General features: G+C 54.4%; 13 protein-coding genes. 9 read left to right on the forward strand and 4 right to left on the reverse strand.

Annotated elements, in window-relative coordinates; genetic code table 11:
- The first annotated feature begins 50 nt into the window (after positions 1-50).
- On the forward strand, positions 51-623 hold the full coding sequence (gene plsY, locus HUO07_RS16445; protein ID WP_176304456.1) for a glycerol-3-phosphate 1-O-acyltransferase PlsY: 573 nt from the start codon (positions 51-53) through the stop codon (positions 621-623).
- Between the two features lie 7 nt (positions 624-630).
- On the opposite strand, the gene tsaD is transcribed toward plsY, so the two are convergent.
- Positions 631-1,686, reverse strand: a complete 1,056-nt coding sequence (tsaD, locus tag HUO07_RS16450) for a tRNA (adenosine(37)-N6)-threonylcarbamoyltransferase complex transferase subunit TsaD (RefSeq protein WP_176304457.1) — start codon at positions 1,684-1,686, stop codon at positions 631-633.
- A gap of 224 nt (positions 1,687-1,910) precedes the next feature.
- Between tsaD and rpsU the strand changes: the two genes are divergently transcribed.
- The 3 genes from rpsU to rpoD all read left to right on the forward strand — a co-directional run bounded on the left by rpsU (position 1,911) and on the right by rpoD (position 6,334).
- On the forward strand, positions 1,911-2,126 hold the full coding sequence (gene rpsU / locus HUO07_RS16455; protein WP_008956349.1) for a 30S ribosomal protein S21: 216 nt from the start codon (positions 1,911-1,913) through the stop codon (positions 2,124-2,126).
- 263 nt (positions 2,127-2,389) lie between these two features.
- Complete coding sequence (gene dnaG, locus HUO07_RS16460; protein WP_176304458.1) at positions 2,390-4,258, forward strand: DNA primase; 1,869 nt, start codon at positions 2,390-2,392, stop codon at positions 4,256-4,258.
- Between the two features lie 225 nt (positions 4,259-4,483).
- Complete coding sequence (gene rpoD / locus HUO07_RS16465; RefSeq protein WP_176304459.1) at positions 4,484-6,334, forward strand: RNA polymerase sigma factor RpoD; 1,851 nt, start codon at positions 4,484-4,486, stop codon at positions 6,332-6,334.
- Positions 6,335-6,456: 122 nt separating this feature from the next.
- On the opposite strand, the gene HUO07_RS16470 is transcribed toward rpoD, so the two are convergent.
- The gene (locus HUO07_RS16470; protein ID WP_176304460.1) at positions 6,457-7,104 is read right to left on the reverse strand and encodes a hypothetical protein; all 648 of its coding nucleotides are present in this window, start codon (positions 7,102-7,104) and stop codon (positions 6,457-6,459) included.
- A gap of 188 nt (positions 7,105-7,292) precedes the next feature.
- Here HUO07_RS16470 and HUO07_RS16475 point away from each other — a divergent pair, with 188 nt between their 5' ends.
- Complete coding sequence (locus HUO07_RS16475; RefSeq protein ID WP_176304461.1) at positions 7,293-8,660, forward strand: L-serine ammonia-lyase; 1,368 nt, start codon at positions 7,293-7,295, stop codon at positions 8,658-8,660.
- Positions 8,661-8,671: 11 nt separating this feature from the next.
- On the opposite strand, the gene HUO07_RS16480 is transcribed toward HUO07_RS16475, so the two are convergent.
- A complete protein-coding gene (locus tag HUO07_RS16480; RefSeq protein ID WP_176304462.1) occupies positions 8,672-9,568 on the reverse strand; it encodes a LysR family transcriptional regulator in 897 nt (298 codons plus the stop codon).
- A 130-nt stretch (positions 9,569-9,698) separates the two neighbouring features.
- Between HUO07_RS16480 and HUO07_RS16485 the strand changes: the two genes are divergently transcribed.
- From HUO07_RS16485 to mtgA, 4 genes are all read left to right on the forward strand, one after another.
- Entirely contained in the window at positions 9,699-10,682 is a 984-nt protein-coding gene (locus HUO07_RS16485; RefSeq protein WP_176304463.1) for an MBL fold metallo-hydrolase, read from the forward strand.
- Positions 10,683-10,726: 44 nt separating this feature from the next.
- Entirely contained in the window at positions 10,727-11,836 is a 1,110-nt protein-coding gene (locus HUO07_RS16490) for an S-(hydroxymethyl)glutathione dehydrogenase/class III alcohol dehydrogenase (protein WP_176304464.1), read from the forward strand.
- An 85-nt stretch (positions 11,837-11,921) separates the two neighbouring features.
- The gene (fghA, locus tag HUO07_RS16495; RefSeq protein ID WP_176304465.1) at positions 11,922-12,776 is read left to right on the forward strand and encodes an S-formylglutathione hydrolase; all 855 of its coding nucleotides are present in this window, start codon (positions 11,922-11,924) and stop codon (positions 12,774-12,776) included.
- A gap of 10 nt (positions 12,777-12,786) precedes the next feature.
- On the forward strand, positions 12,787-13,503 hold the full coding sequence (mtgA, locus tag HUO07_RS16500) for a monofunctional biosynthetic peptidoglycan transglycosylase (RefSeq protein WP_176304466.1): 717 nt from the start codon (positions 12,787-12,789) through the stop codon (positions 13,501-13,503).
- Between the two features lie 61 nt (positions 13,504-13,564).
- Here mtgA and HUO07_RS16505 read toward each other — a convergent pair whose 3' ends face one another.
- Positions 13,565-14,332: an EAL domain-containing protein gene (locus HUO07_RS16505; RefSeq protein WP_479694269.1), complete on the reverse strand. Its 768-nt coding sequence runs from the start codon at positions 14,330-14,332 to the stop codon at positions 13,565-13,567.
- Positions 14,333-14,360 lie beyond the last annotated feature (28 nt).

A 14,360-nucleotide genomic window follows, 5' to 3' on the forward strand; every position in this document is an offset into this window, starting at 1 on the left:
ACGACAGCGAGCCAGGCTATCGAGACGGTCTATAAAGCGAGCAGAGCGCCATGGTATGGATAGTAGTGGGTTATTTAAGCGGCAGTTGGTTGGCAGCGCTGAGCGTTTGCCGCCTAGCGGGTGTGGGTGACCCACGCCAACATGGCTCGTTTAACCCTGGGTTTTCTAACGTATTGCGCCTTTATGGCCCCCGTTTGGCGGCCGTTACTCTGCTGCTAGATGCCTTAAAAGCCATGCCCGCTGTTTTAGGGGCCAAGCTTATGAACTGCCCAGTATGGTTGCAAGGGCTGGTTGGGCTGGCCGTGCTGCTTGGACACAGTTTTCCCTTATGGCATCACTTTCGTGGCGGAAAGGCAGTTGCCAGTGCGTTTGGTGTACTGCTGATATTGGTGCCCAATGTGGCGCTATTAAGCGCTGTCATTTGGGCGCTACTGGCGTGGCGGCTAAAGACGGCGGCGATGGCATCGCTAGCCAGTGCTTTGGTAGCGCCGCTGATATGCGCTTGGCTAGCGCCTGCGTATTTTATGGTGGTCGGCGGCTTCAGCCTGCTGGTGCTGGCCCGCCACGGGCTCAATATTCGTCGACTTCGACGCGGTGAAGAGCCGCCGTTTCGCGGCTCCTAGAGCGCAGCTAGCTATCAGCGGCAACCGGGGGTGTCAGTTGATCCAGCGGCCAACGGGGGGTTGCCTGCATTATGCCGTAGGTGTCGCACTCGCCTGCTGCCAAGCGTTGAGCGCCTACATAGGCAATCATGGCGCCATTGTCGGTGCAGAAGCGCCCGCGTGGGTAGTAGGCGCGGGCATGGCGTTTTTTACACTCAACGTGTAGTCGTTCGCGCAGGCGATGATTGGCACTAACCCCACCCGCCACCACTAAACGTTTCAAACCGGTTTGATCCAGTGCTCTACGGCACTTAATGACCAGCGTATCAACCACGGCTTCTTCAAAGGCGCGGGCTACGTCGGCACGTGCTTGGTCGTCGAGTTCACCAGCTGCCTCCAATTGGCGAATGGCGGTCATAGTGTGGGTTTTTAAGCCGGAAAAACTAAAATCGAGCCCTGGTCGGTCGGTCATCGGGCGTGGGAAGCGAAAACGCTTGGGATCCCCTTGTTCCGCCAGTTTGGCGACTTGAGGCCCGCCTGGATAGGCCAAGACCAGCATTTTGGCAGCTTTATCAAACGCTTCACCCGCGGCGTCATCCACCGATTCGCCGAGCAGCTGATAGCGACCCAGCCCTTGCACTTCGACCAACTGGGTATGGCCACCGGATACCAGCAGCGCCACGAAAGGGAACTCGGGGGGCTCGTCTTCCAGCATCGGTGCCAGTAAATGGCCTTCCATATGGTGTACACCGAGCACGGGGATGTTTAACGCTCGTGCCATGCCGTGGGCGGTGCTGGCGCCCACCATTAATGCACCGACTAAGCCCGGGCCAGCGGTATAAGTAATGCCGTCCAGGTCGTGACGCGTTAGCTTGGCATCGCTGAGCACCTGCTCAATCAGCGGTAGCAGTTTTCGGGTGTGATCGCGAGAAGCGAGTTCGGGTACCACACCACCAAATTCGGCGTGCATGGCGATTTGACTGTAAAGCGCGTCGGCAAGCAGCCCTTTGCCGCCGGTTAGCGAAGTGTCATAAAGCGCAACGCCCGTTTCGTCGCAGGATGTCTCAATGCCCAGAACACGCATAAATAAGGGACTCTCAAAGGATGTGCAAAAATATAAAGGTGAAAATCACAAGGTCAGTAGTCTAGCATTGTCGCTGCAAACGAGCGTAAGCATTTGCAAAGATGGCCAACGGCGACTAGACTACTGTGCGCTGTAAAACTGGGTCGTACACTGTATTCTGAACCGCAATATCGCAGTGTACGTACTATCCGAACTCAAGACTCCTTAAGGTAGGTGAGTGCTTAATGCCTTCTGTAAAAGTACGTGATAACGAGCCGTTTGACGTCGCCCTGCGTCGCTTCAAGCGTTCTTGCGAAAAAGCCGGTGTTCTTTCTGAAGTACGCCGCCGCGAGCACTATGAGAAGCCGACTGCTGAGCGTAAACGCAAAGCGGCAGCTGCCGTAAAACGCCACGCTAAGAAAGTCCAGCGTGAGCAAAAGCGTTTCGAACGGCTCTATTGATCCGTACCCGAGGGGGCCGGAGCAATTAGCTGGTCGTCTCAAGAGGGATGCCAAGCGGCCGCCACTAGGTGGCCGTTTGTTTTTGACTGTCGTTTGCAAAATCACCGCTTTTCAAGACCGTCGCTGTTTATGATGATCTGATCTGGCAATAGGTCTGATGACCTTAAGCAGTTTTTAAGATCAGTTTTTGAAACGATTTTTGAACATGGTTTTTTGAAAACAGTCTCGAAAGTTAGCGCTTTGCGCGAGGATGCCCGTAGTTCATGGCAGGCCAAATTCCACAGCGTTTCATTGATGACCTGTTAGGCCGCGTTGATGTGGTTGAGGTGGTCGGTGAGCGTGTGCAGCTTAAAAAAGCCGGCCGTAACTACTCCGGGCTATGTCCCTTTCATCAAGAAAAGACCCCGTCGTTCACCGTCAGTGCGGATAAGCAGTTTTATCACTGCTTTGGCTGCGGCGCTAATGGCAACGCACTGCGTTTCTTGATGGAGTATGACAAGCTGCCTTTTCCCGAGGCGATAGAACAGTTGGCGGGGCGCTTGGGAATTGATGTGCCCCGTGAAGGTGCTGATGACCCGCGAGCTCAGCAGCGTGAGCAGAAGCGTAAAGAGGGCGTTAATCTACTTGAGCTATCCGCCAGTTTCTATCGCGAGCGATTAAAAATGCAGGAGGGCCAGTCCGCTCAGCGCTATCTGTTGGGTCGTGGGCTCTCGGAAGAGGTCATTAAGAGCTATGGGATTGGTTACGCTCCTGGTGGCTGGGAAGCACTAAAACAGCACCTTAGCGAGCGAGGCATCAATGAGTCAGTTCAGGTGGAGTACGGCCTGCTGATTCATCGCGAAGATACCGGGCGTACCTATGATCGTTTTCGTGATCGGGTGATGTTTCCGATTCGTGACCTGCGGGGAAGAACGATTGCGTTTGGTGGGCGGGTAATGGGCGATGATCAGCCTAAATACCTTAACTCACCAGAAACGCCGGTGTTTCACAAGGGGCGTGAGCTGTATGGCTTGTTTGAGGCGCGCCAAGCCTCGAACAAGCTTGAGCAATTGGTCATGGTCGAAGGCTATATGGACGTTGTGGCGCTGGCGCAATATGGCATTCATAACGCTGTTGCAACGCTTGGAACCGCGACCACGGAAGACCATTTAACCCGCCTGTTTCGCTTGGTGAGTCGGGTGGTGTTCTGTTTCGATGGAGACCGTGCCGGACGCCAGGCGGCCAGCCGGGCGCTTGAAACTGCATTGCCGCAAATGATTGATGGGCGTGAGGCGCGCTTTCTGTTTCTGCCCGAAGGTGACGACCCGGACACGCTGGTTCGTCGTGAAGGGTCGCAGGCATTTCAGGATCGAGTGACCTGTGCCATGCCGTTGTCGGAGTTTCTGTTCGAGCAAGCGGCCCAAGGGCGCGACTTGAACACGGTAGAAGGGCGAGAGCGTTTTGCCAGTCAAGTGCTTGAGGCATTGAACAAAGTACCTGATGGCATGCTCAAATCGCTATTGCTGGAATCATTGGCGCAGCGTAGTGGATTAGCGCAGGAGCAGTTAAAAACCTTGCTTGAGAAGCGTGCCGCCGCCACCCGCCAACATGCATCCAGCGGTGCGGGAGGCCAGTCACCAGAAGCGTCGTCTGCGGTTGATTCGGCACCGGTCGCTAGGGTGGGCGCGAGGCAAGCGGGATCTGCTCAGTCATCTCCATCGCGCACCCGGGCGCTTTCGCCAGTCGGGCGTATCGCGCAGCTGTTGTTGCACGAGCCTGGTCTGGTGGCCGCACTGCCTGACTCCTTGGCGTGGCTGCCGGAGGATGACGATACGCCGCTATGCCAAGAGCTGATCGCTCTTCTCAAGGCGGGGCGTTATCGCAGCCCGCAGGTGGTATTGGCGCACTTTCAGGGCAGTGAGCAGGGGCGTGCCCTGGCAGCTCTCGCCAAGCGTGAGCTGCTGATTCCAAAAGCCGATCGGGAAGCAGAGCTGACTGGGTTGGTTGAGCATTTGCAATACGTTCAGCGCCAGCGCTCTCCGCAAGGCGAGTACGAGGCACTACTGGCGCAGGAGCGCGCCGGGCATAAGTTAGATAAGGAGCAGCGCCAGCGTTTGGCAAGCTTGGTAATGGAGCTTGCACAGCGCCAATAAGGCGGTGTTTTGAGCGATGGGGTTGAATTCCTGCCGTATCAACACCAGATATAAGGTCAGCCACCGAGCGTTGGCCTAACCGAACAACCTAACACACCTGAATGACCGCGCAAATACGTCGAGCTGGAAAATTTCCTGCTTTTTACGCTATACTGTACGGCTTGTTGAGTTTAATCGATTCAGCGCTCCAGGTGTTTCATTCTTCTTCGTCGAGATAGGGTTTCTATGGCTGGAAATGCGCAGCAGCAGTCACGTCTGAAGGAGTTGATCGCACGCGGCAAGGAACAGGGCTACCTGACCTATGCCGAGGTCAACGACCATCTACCCGAGGATATCGCCGACCCGGATCAAGTGGAAGACATCATTGGCATGATCAACGACATGGGGATTAGTGTCGCTGAAGAAGCGCCAGATGAAGACACTTTGATGATGTCGGATCAATCCACGGACGAGTCCGCTGCGGAAGAGGCCGTAGCGGCCCTTGCCGCCGTGGAAAGCGATGTAGGCCGCACCACTGACCCCGTCCGCATGTACATGCGTGAAATGGGCACGGTTGAGCTTCTGACCCGTGAAGGCGAAATTGAAATCGCCAAGCGGATCGAAGAAGGCACCCGTGAAGTGATGTCGTCTCTGGCCTATTTGCCGGGTGCCGTCGCGTCTATTTTGGACGCTTACGACGCCACCCAGGATGAAGAAGCGCCGGGGCGTCTTTCGGATCTATTTTCTGGTTTCATTGACCCGGATGAAGGTATTCCTGGTGTCGCTGAAGCAGAGGTACCTGAACCAGAGCCCGAGTCCGAGCTGGAAGAGGACGTTGAAGGCGAAGGGGATGAGGACGACGAAGATTCTACGGCCAGCGAAGGCGGTCCGGATCCTGAGGAGGCGCGTGCGCGTTTTGAGCAGATTCGCGAGCAGAACGCTTTAGTCGAAGCGGCGTTTGCCAAGCATGGTCGCGGTAGTGCCGAGCTAAAGGCCGAGCAGACTCGTCTAGCCGTGCTTTTCTCGCCGATCAAGCTGGTACCCAAGCACTTTGAGCGCTTAGTTGGCCAAGTGCGTATCAGCGTTGAACAAGTGCGTGCCCAAGAGAAAGCGGTCATGCAGCTGTGCGTGAAAAAAGCCAAGGTGCCGCGTAAGACGTTTATCAAGTCGTTTCCTGGCAACGAGTCGCGCAAAACCTGGCTGGATGATTTCCAGGCAGCGCAAAGCAAGTACGCCGATCGCCTTGAGCCGCTGCGCGCTGATATCGCCCGTGCCCAGCGCAAGATCGCCTTTGAAGAAGATATGGTGCAACTCTCTGTTGCTGATCTTAAAGAGGTGAACCGCAAACTCTCTATTGGTGAGGCGAAAGCGCGTCGTGCCAAGAAAGAGATGGTTGAGGCTAACCTACGCTTGGTGATCTCGATTGCCAAGAAGTACACCAACCGTGGTTTGCAGTTCCTGGATCTCATTCAGGAAGGCAACATCGGCTTGATGAAAGCGGTCGATAAGTTCGAATACCGCCGTGGTTACAAGTTCTCTACCTATGCCACTTGGTGGATTCGTCAGGCAATCACCCGCTCCATTGCGGATCAGGCGCGCACCATTCGTATTCCGGTACACATGATTGAGACCATCAACAAGCTCAATCGCGTATCACGCCAGATGCTGCAGGAAATGGGCCGTGAGCCGACGCCGGAAGAGCTCGGCGAGCGCTTGGAAATGCCGGAAGATAAAGTACGCAAGGTACTCAAAATCGCCAAAGAGCCGATCTCCATGGAGACGCCGATTGGTGACGACGATGATTCACACCTGGGCGACTTTATTGAAGACGGCACCATGCTGCTGCCGATCGATATGGCCACCGGTGAGGGCCTTATCGAAGCGACGCGTAACGTGTTAGGCGGTTTGACTGCTCGCGAAGCGAAAGTGCTGCGTATGCGCTTTGGTATTGATATGAATACCGACCATACGCTGGAAGAGGTGGGCAAGCAGTTTGACGTGACGCGTGAGCGAATTCGTCAGATTGAAGCCAAAGCGCTGCGTAAACTGCGCCACCCCAGCCGCTCTGAACCGCTGCGTTCGTTCCTCGACGAGTGAATGCTGTGATTGGTAAGTGGTGAATATCAAGTAGTAGCCGCTAAGATCAAAAAGCCCGCCGTTCAATGAAACGGCGGGCTTTTTTTATATTGGTTGGAATGGCAGATTGGCAAAGGCGATCGTTAAGACAATTTATTTTGGGCTTGGTAAACGCGGCGAGCCAGAAGAAGTAGCTCCAATGTGGCGATCAAAATTAAGCTGTAACCCAGTAGCTCAACCACTTCCTCGGCGACACTCTTAAAGGTTCCAGAGTAGCTGTCTTCAAGAATGGCTTGCCAGAATTCCTGACGCCCATAGAGGCGCGAGAATATATAAGTGGTCAGTACGCCTGCCGTAAACAAACCGAAAGCGAAGGTGTTGCTGTAATGGGCGAACTCCGCAAGAAAGCGTTGTCGCTCCTTCACCACCCAAAAGAGTGTCGGGAGAATAATCAGCGCTACCAGTACCTTCCAGGTGTTTTCAGCCACATAGTTATCTAAAAAGTGATCCTGTTCGCGCACTAAAGAGGCGGCCACAAACGCTAGCAGCAGGAGGGTGACGGTGGGCCAGACTTTAAGCACTTGGCGAATATAAATCAGCATTGCACAGCAGGTGGCAAGCACCAGTGTTTGCGTAAACTCGGTAAAGCCCAGCTCAGAAAACCGTACTGAAGGGAGATAGAGTGCTTCTAAATAGGCACCTTGGGCAATCGCGCCGATAAATAGTACGTATAGCACTGTACGCACTAAAATGGTTTGAAACCCGATTGGCCAGGGAGGGGGAGAAGACATACCGACATCCTTTGTGGGTAAGCAGCGTCGCAATTCGCATATATAAACATGCAAGGGTGAATGTTCATTATATCGTCACACTTATGTGTTCGCACGTCGATATTGCGGTTAATCACTCGACGTTTGGTCATCGTCCCTGCAAAGTGTCTATTAGACAGGCAATAACAACGTTGTGAGGCGTCATCGGCATGGCTATTAGTGTGTTTGATCTTTTCCGTATCGGCATCGGTCCCTCAAGCTCCCACACGGTGGGGCCCATGCGCGCTGCTCGCGACTTTGCGCTGGCGCTGGGTGATACAACCATCACTCGGCTGGTGGTAAGGCTGCATGGCTCATTGGCTGCTACCGGTGTGGGGCACGGTACTGATCAAGCGGTGATCATGGGACTGATGGGGGAGGCGCCCGAAAGCATCGACCCCGACACTATTGCATCGCGATTAAAACAACTTGATGAGGGCGAACCACTGTTGCTTGCCAATGGCCAGCAAATCGCCTTTGAGGTTGGCAGCGATGTGGAGTGGGATGAAACCTGCCTGCCGTTTCATCCTAATGCCATGGTGTTGAGCGCTTACTGCCATGACACACTGATAGCGACGAACACATATTACTCACTAGGCGGTGGCTTCTATGTTGATCAGGCCAAGGCGGATCAAGGCGAGGTGGATGAGGACAGTACGCCGCTGACATATCCCTTTAATACGGCGGAGGAGCTGCTCGCACTCTGTCGGCAGCATCAACTGCGCATTAGTCAGTTGATGCTTGAAAACGAGAAGGCTTGGCGTAGCGAATCGGCCATTCGTGAAGAGCTACTGACTATTTGGCACGCGATGAGTGACAGCATTGACAATGGCCTGCGTGCCACAGGACATTTACCTGGGGGATTAAATGTGCGGCGCCGTGCGCAGTCGTTGCACCAGCAATTACTGAATCCGCCAGAAAATCAGCGCCTGATTGTGTCGAGTTTTACTGTGATGGATTGGGTCAATGTATTTGCGCTGGCGGTGAACGAGGAGAACGCCGCTGGGCGGAGGATGGTCACTGCACCGACTAACGGGGCGGCAGGCATCGTGCCAGCCGTATTGGCGTACTACTTGAAATTTGAGCCCGACGCTAGCGAGGTGGATGTGGTGGATTTTCTGCTCACAGCCGGGGCAGTCGGCATTTTGTGTAAAAAGAATGCTTCCATCTCGGGCGCTGAAGTAGGCTGCCAAGGCGAGGTGGGCTCCGCCTGTGCAATGGCGGCCGCTGGGCTTGCCGAAGTGCTGGGCGGCACGCCGGGCCAAGTGGAAAACGCTGCTGAGATCGGCTTGGAGCATAATCTGGGGTTAACCTGCGACCCGGTGGGCGGCCTTGTCCAAGTGCCTTGTATAGAGCGCAATGCGATCGCCTCCGTCAAAGCCATTAATGCCGCGCGTATGGCGCTGCATGGCGATGGCGAGCACTTTATATCGCTGGATAAAGTGATTCGCACCATGCGCGATACCGGCCGCGATATGCAGGATAAGTACAAAGAGACCTCTAAAGGCGGGCTCGCCGTTAATGCTATTGAGTGCTAAGCAGCGGTTTCTTAACTAAGCGAGTCCTTGGGCAAGACGCTAGCAATATTGGCGACCAGATAATCTACCAACTGGCGTATTTTAGGCGATAGATGGCGGTGGCGGGGGTAGACCGCCCACACAGCAGTATCGTGGTGCTGAAAAGGCTCAAGCACGGCTACCAGCTCACCGCTTGCCAGATAGGGAGCCACGTAATAATCAGGCAACTGCGCCAAGCCCAGCCCTTTGCGAGCAGCATCTAACAGCGCCGGACCGGAATTGCCGCTCCAGCACCCCTCGACACGCACTTCCCGGCGTTGGCCGTTCACTTCAAATAGCCAGTTAGGCCGTGAGCCAATCAAGCAGCGGTGTTGGCTAAGTTCAGCCAGGGTATGCGGGCGCGGCGCTTGGCGAAAATAGCCCTGCGAGCCGACGATATATTCGCGCCGGTCGCATAGGCGCCTAGCGATTAGGCTGGAATCCTTTAACACCCCCATTCGAATGGCAATGTCGTAGCCCTCTTCAATCAATTCCACCGGCCGGTTAGTGAAGTGCATATGCACGTCCAATTGAGGGTGTAGACACTGAAAGTCGTTAACCAGCGGGGCAATAAAACGCTCTCCAAACGTAGTGGCCGAGGTGAGTTTAAGCAAGCCGTTAGGCTTGCCTTGCAGTTCGCTAAGCGCTTGTTCAGCATCGCGCAGCCCATCAAAAAGATGACGACAGTGCTCAACGTAAGTAGCCCCTGCATCGGTCAGGCGGATTTGCCGCGTGGTGCGGTAGAATAATTGTACGCCCAGCTGATTTTCGAGCTGGCTGACCAAACGACTGATATGCGAAGTGGATACTTTTAAGTGGCGGGCAGCGGCAGAGAACGTGCCCAAACGCACTACCTCGACAAACGCTTCGATACGGCTCCAGTGCTGCATGTTGATTCCTTAGGTCGATGGCGATTGTTGCTGAGTGGCAATAATCTTATGAGTGTATCCCGCTTTATCTACTGCGCCTAGCTGACCTACACTGCTAGCATCGTTAGCGTATCAATGGAGTGTATAGCTTATGTCTAGCTTCTTATCTCAGTGGTCGCGCGGTGCGCTGGCCGTTGCTATTAGTGCTGGCTGTGCCGCTAGTGCTCAGGCAGAGCTACCTACGCAACAGCAAGAGCAGGCTCCCGGTTGGTTTCGTATGATGGTTGGGGAGCATGAAGTCACTGCTCTCTACGATGGTCATACAGCGATTGATACTTCTTTGCTAAAAGGCATGGAGCAAGAAGAGATTCTTCGCCATCTGGATGCGCTATTTATTGATGCGGAAAGCGGTATGCAAACCGCGGTTAATGCGTTTCTTGTTCATACTGGTGAGAACCTAGTACTGGTTGATGCTGGGTCTGCCGCCTGCTTTGGCCCCTCGCTTGGCCAGGTAGAGAGCAACCTACGCGCATCTGGTTACTCGCCAGAAGACGTCGACACGGTGTTGATGACTCATTTGCACCCGGATCATGTGTGCGGTTTAGCCAATGAGAGTGGCGAGGCGGTTTATCCAAACGCTGAGTTACGTGCCAGCCAAGCCGATGCTGATTTTTGGTTGGATGAGGAGCGTGCGGCAGCGGCGCCCGAAGGTAATCGAGCGTTCTTTGAAATGGCCCAAGACGCGGTAGCGCCATACCAGGAAGCGGATCGCTTTAATCCCTTCACGGCAGGTGATGAGGTGCTGATGGGTATCGTTGCACAAGATACCCATGGTCATACCGCCGGACACTCAAGCTTTATGCTCAATAGCGATGATGACGCTATGCTGGTATGGGGGGATGTGGTGCACAGCTACGGTGTGCAATTTGCCGACCCCACTGTAGCCATTGAGTTTGATTCTGACCCTGAGCAGGCCATTAGCACTCGAGAAGAGGTGCTCGAAAGTGCCGTTGAAGATAAACACTGGATCGCCGGTGCCCATATGCCTTTCCCCGGCATTGGTCATATCGTAGAAGATGAAGAAGGCTATCGCTGGCTACCGATTGAGTTTGGCCCGGTGGCAACTGACGAGTAAGCCTTAGTTAATATTTTTGCAGTAATGAATATTGAGGAGTCAACATGAAGTCACGCGCAGCTGTTGCACTGGAAGCGGGTAAGCCGCTTGAACTGGTTGAGATTGATGTTGAAGGTCCGAAGGCGGGGGAAGTGCTGGTTAAAATGGCCGCTACTAGCGTTTGCCATACCGATGCTTACACGCTTTCTGGTGCTGATCCGGAAGGTAATTTCCCCGCCGTCTTAGGTCACGAAGGTGCAGGCGTCGTTCAGGAAGTGGGCGAGGGCGTTACCAGCCTTAAGCCGGGCGACCATGTCATTCCCCTTTACACCGCTGAGTGTGGAAAGTGTAAATTCTGTCTATCAGGTAAAACCAATCTGTGTGGCAGCGTGCGCGCTACCCAAGGTAAAGGGGTCATGCCTGACGGTACCTCGCGCTTCTCCCTAGATGGCAAGATGCTCCATCACTACATGGGCACCTCCACGTTCAGTGAATACACCGTGCTGCCCGAAGTCTCCCTGGCGGTAGTGTCTAAAGAAGCGCCCATGGATAAAATCTGCCTACTGGGCTGCGGCGTTACTACCGGCATTGGTGCGGTACTGAATACCGCCAAAGTAGAACCGGGCGCAACGGTGGCGGTGTTTGGTCTTGGGGCTATCGGTTTAGCCGTTATCCAAGGCGCGGTGATGGCTAAAGCAGGACGTATTATTGCCATCGACGTCAACGCCGATAAATTCGAGCTGGCCAAGCAGTTTGGCGCCACCGACTTTGTGAACCCGAAAGAGTACTCAGACCCCATCCAGCAGGTCATCGTCGATCTGACCGATGGTGGCGTCGACTATTCCTTTGAGTGTATCGGCAACGTCAATGTGATGCGTTCGGCGCTGGAGTGCTGCCATAAAGGCTGGGGCGAATCGATTATCATCGGTGTCGCCGGGGCTGGTGAAGAGATCTCAACACGTCCGTTCCAACTGGTTACCGGACGCGTCTGGAAAGGCTCTGCCTTTGGTGGTGTCAAAGGGCGCAGCGAGCTGCCGGGCTACGTTGATCGTTATATGAAGGGTGAGATCAATATCGACGACTTCATTACCCACGATATGCCGTTCGAGAAGATCAACGAAGCGTTTGATTTACTACATGCAGGTAAGAGCATTCGTACCGTACTGCATTACTGAGTATCATTGTTGAAACTGATAGCTAGCACGTTTAAAACGCGGCGGGGAGACCTGCCGCGTTTGCTGCATTTAAAGGAACCTGCCCATGAGCATGAGTGAAACTTTAGAACTGGTGTCTGCTAACCGTAGTTTTGGTGGCTGGCATAAGCGCTACCGCCATTACTCCCGTGCGCTGGATTGCGACATGGTCTTCGCCGTTTACTTGCCCCCCCAGGCGGAAAACGGGCGCGTACCGCTGCTTTGGTGGCTCTCAGGGCTAACCTGCAATGACGAAAACTTTATGCAGAAAGCGGGCGCTCACCGTATTGCCGCCGAATTGGGTGTGGCGATTGTTTGCCCTGACACTAGCCCCAGAGGCACGGATTTGCCTGGCGAGCACGAAAGCTTTGATCTGGGGTCCGGAGCTGGGTTCTATGTCAACGCGACTGAGGAGCCTTGGAAGTCTCACTATCGCATGTACGACTATGTGATTGAGGAGTTGCCTTCGGTAGTACGCCAGCACTTCCCGGTGAATGGTCGCGAATCCATTAGTGGCCATTCGGTGGGTGGGCATGGCGCTTTGATTCTGGCACTACGCCACCCAGGTCGTTTCCGCTCAGTATCGGCTTTTTCACCGGTGGTGAATCCAATGAACTGCCCCTGGGGGCAGCAAGCCTTTACCGCTTATCTAGGTGAAGACCAATCACGCTGGCGCCAGTACGATGCCTGTGAATTGGTGGCTAATGGTGCATCCCGTCAGCGGCTATTTATCGACCAGGGCGAAGCGGATCAGTTCTTAGAAGAGCAGCTTCAGCCAGAGCGTTTGGAAGCCGTTTGTGAGGAGCACGATCATCCGTTAACACTGCGCCGTCAGCCGGGCTACGATCACAGTTACTTCTTCATTGCCTCGTTCATTGAGGATCATCTGCGCTATCATGCAGACCACCTCATGAAGCGTTAAGGATAACTGGATGCTCAATCGTTCGCTGCGCCGTTTTATGCGTCTGCTATGGCGGATTATATGGCGCGGCGTACTAGCGTTTGTGCTGGTATCAGTTGCGCTGGTAGTGATGTTTCGCGTTGTTCCTCCCCCGGGCTCGATGGTGATGGTTGAGCGCAAAATACAGAGCTGGGTTCATAGTGAGCCGATTCGTATACAGCGAGAGTGGCGCGGTTGGGATTCGCTCTCTGACAACGCCAAACTAGCAGTGATTGCCTCAGAGGATCAGCGCTTTCCGCATCATAGTGGGTTTGATCTTGTCGAATTGCGCCGCGCGCTGCAGGCCAGTCGGGACGGCGGAAGGTTACGCGGTGCCAGCACCCTGAGCCAGCAAACGGCGAAAAACGTGTTTCTATGGACCGGCCGGAGCTGGACGCGCAAGGGGTTAGAGGCATGGTTTACGCTACTGATCGAGATACTCTGGAGTAAGCAGCGTATTTTGGAAGTCTATCTCAATGTCGCCGAGTGGGATCGCGGTGTATTCGGGCTAGAGGCAGCGGCTCAGCACTATTTCGGTGCCTCTTCCAGCTCGCTGACGGAGCGTCAGGCCAGCTTGCTTGCGGCTATCTTGCCCAGCCCCTTAACTCGTAGCGCCGCGCGACCTGATGCACAGGTTGAACGGCGTAGTCAGTGGATTCGCCAGCAAATGCGCAATTTAGGCGGCGCGGACTATTTAGAGCATCTATAGCCAGGTGTGGCTGGCTTATGGGCTGGGGGCGTTTATAAAACGGCCTACTGCCAGCTTTCATCTAGTCGTATTTAGCGTCGTCGATGTCCGCCAGTGCTTCCAAATTCGGGTAGGAGAAATAGTAGCCTTGCTGCATAGGTATACCCAGTGCCAGCAGGCAGCGCGACTCCTCGCGGGTTTCAACACCTTCAGCAATTAGCTGCGTTCCCAATGTTTTGGCTAATGCTACCAGGCTACGGAGTATAGCTTGACGGCGATTACTGCTGTCGCAACCCATTACTAGATCGCGGTCGATTTTCAGCGTATCGGGGCGCAGGTCGGTAAGTAAATCAAGATTGGCGTAGCCGTTACCGAAGTCATCCAGTGAGGTGGTAAATCCCATCTCGCGGTAGCTCTCAATAATAGAGCGCATATGCAGGCGGTCATTAACCCGCTCGGTTTCAGTAATTTCGAAATTGATCTGCTCGGTGGGCCAACCTACGCGGTTTGCCGTTTCAAGCGTGGCTTGAATACAGGCTTCAGGTTCGTAGACCGCGTTGGGTAAAAAGTTAATCGAGAGCCTTTCCCGCATCCCCAAATCGCTGGCAAGTTCAATCGCTTTAATGCGGCATGCCTGATCAAAGCGGTAGAGTAAATCATCGGTCACCTGATCAAGAATGGAAAAAGCAGATTCCCCATTAGGGCCTCGCACCAAAGCCTCGTAATAGATGATTTCTCGTTGACTAACGTCGACAATCGGCTGAAACGCCATCGTAAACGCAAAAGGTACCGGCGAATCGCAACGGTTACAGTGTCCGTTCACCCTGGCACAGTGGTGTTGTGCTGACATATTTATCCAAACCCTGGTCTACAAAACC

The sequence above is a fragment of the Vreelandella maris genome (genome assembly GCF_013371085.1).
Taxonomy (GTDB): domain Bacteria; phylum Pseudomonadota; class Gammaproteobacteria; order Pseudomonadales; family Halomonadaceae; genus Vreelandella; species Vreelandella maris.

Coding starts and splice junctions, on each gene's coding strand:
- plsY (WP_176304456.1), top strand. CDS start 51: ATGGTATGGATAGTAGTGGGTTATTTAAGCGGCAGTTGGTTGGCAGCG.
- tsaD (WP_176304457.1), bottom strand. CDS start 1,686: ATGCGTGTTCTGGGCATTGAGACATCCTGCGACGAAACGGGCGTTGCG.
- rpsU (WP_008956349.1), top strand. CDS start 1,911: ATGCCTTCTGTAAAAGTACGTGATAACGAGCCGTTTGACGTCGCCCTG.
- dnaG (WP_176304458.1), top strand. CDS start 2,390: ATGGCAGGCCAAATTCCACAGCGTTTCATTGATGACCTGTTAGGCCGC.
- rpoD (WP_176304459.1), top strand. CDS start 4,484: ATGGCTGGAAATGCGCAGCAGCAGTCACGTCTGAAGGAGTTGATCGCA.
- HUO07_RS16470 (WP_176304460.1), bottom strand. CDS start 7,104: ATGTCTTCTCCCCCTCCCTGGCCAATCGGGTTTCAAACCATTTTAGTG.
- HUO07_RS16475 (WP_176304461.1), top strand. CDS start 7,293: ATGGCTATTAGTGTGTTTGATCTTTTCCGTATCGGCATCGGTCCCTCA.
- HUO07_RS16480 (WP_176304462.1), bottom strand. CDS start 9,568: ATGCAGCACTGGAGCCGTATCGAAGCGTTTGTCGAGGTAGTGCGTTTG.
- HUO07_RS16485 (WP_176304463.1), top strand. CDS start 9,699: ATGTCTAGCTTCTTATCTCAGTGGTCGCGCGGTGCGCTGGCCGTTGCT.
- HUO07_RS16490 (WP_176304464.1), top strand. CDS start 10,727: ATGAAGTCACGCGCAGCTGTTGCACTGGAAGCGGGTAAGCCGCTTGAA.
- fghA (WP_176304465.1), top strand. CDS start 11,922: ATGAGCATGAGTGAAACTTTAGAACTGGTGTCTGCTAACCGTAGTTTT.
- mtgA (WP_176304466.1), top strand. CDS start 12,787: ATGCTCAATCGTTCGCTGCGCCGTTTTATGCGTCTGCTATGGCGGATT.
- HUO07_RS16505 (WP_479694269.1), bottom strand. CDS start 14,332: ATGTCAGCACAACACCACTGTGCCAGGGTGAACGGACACTGTAACCGT.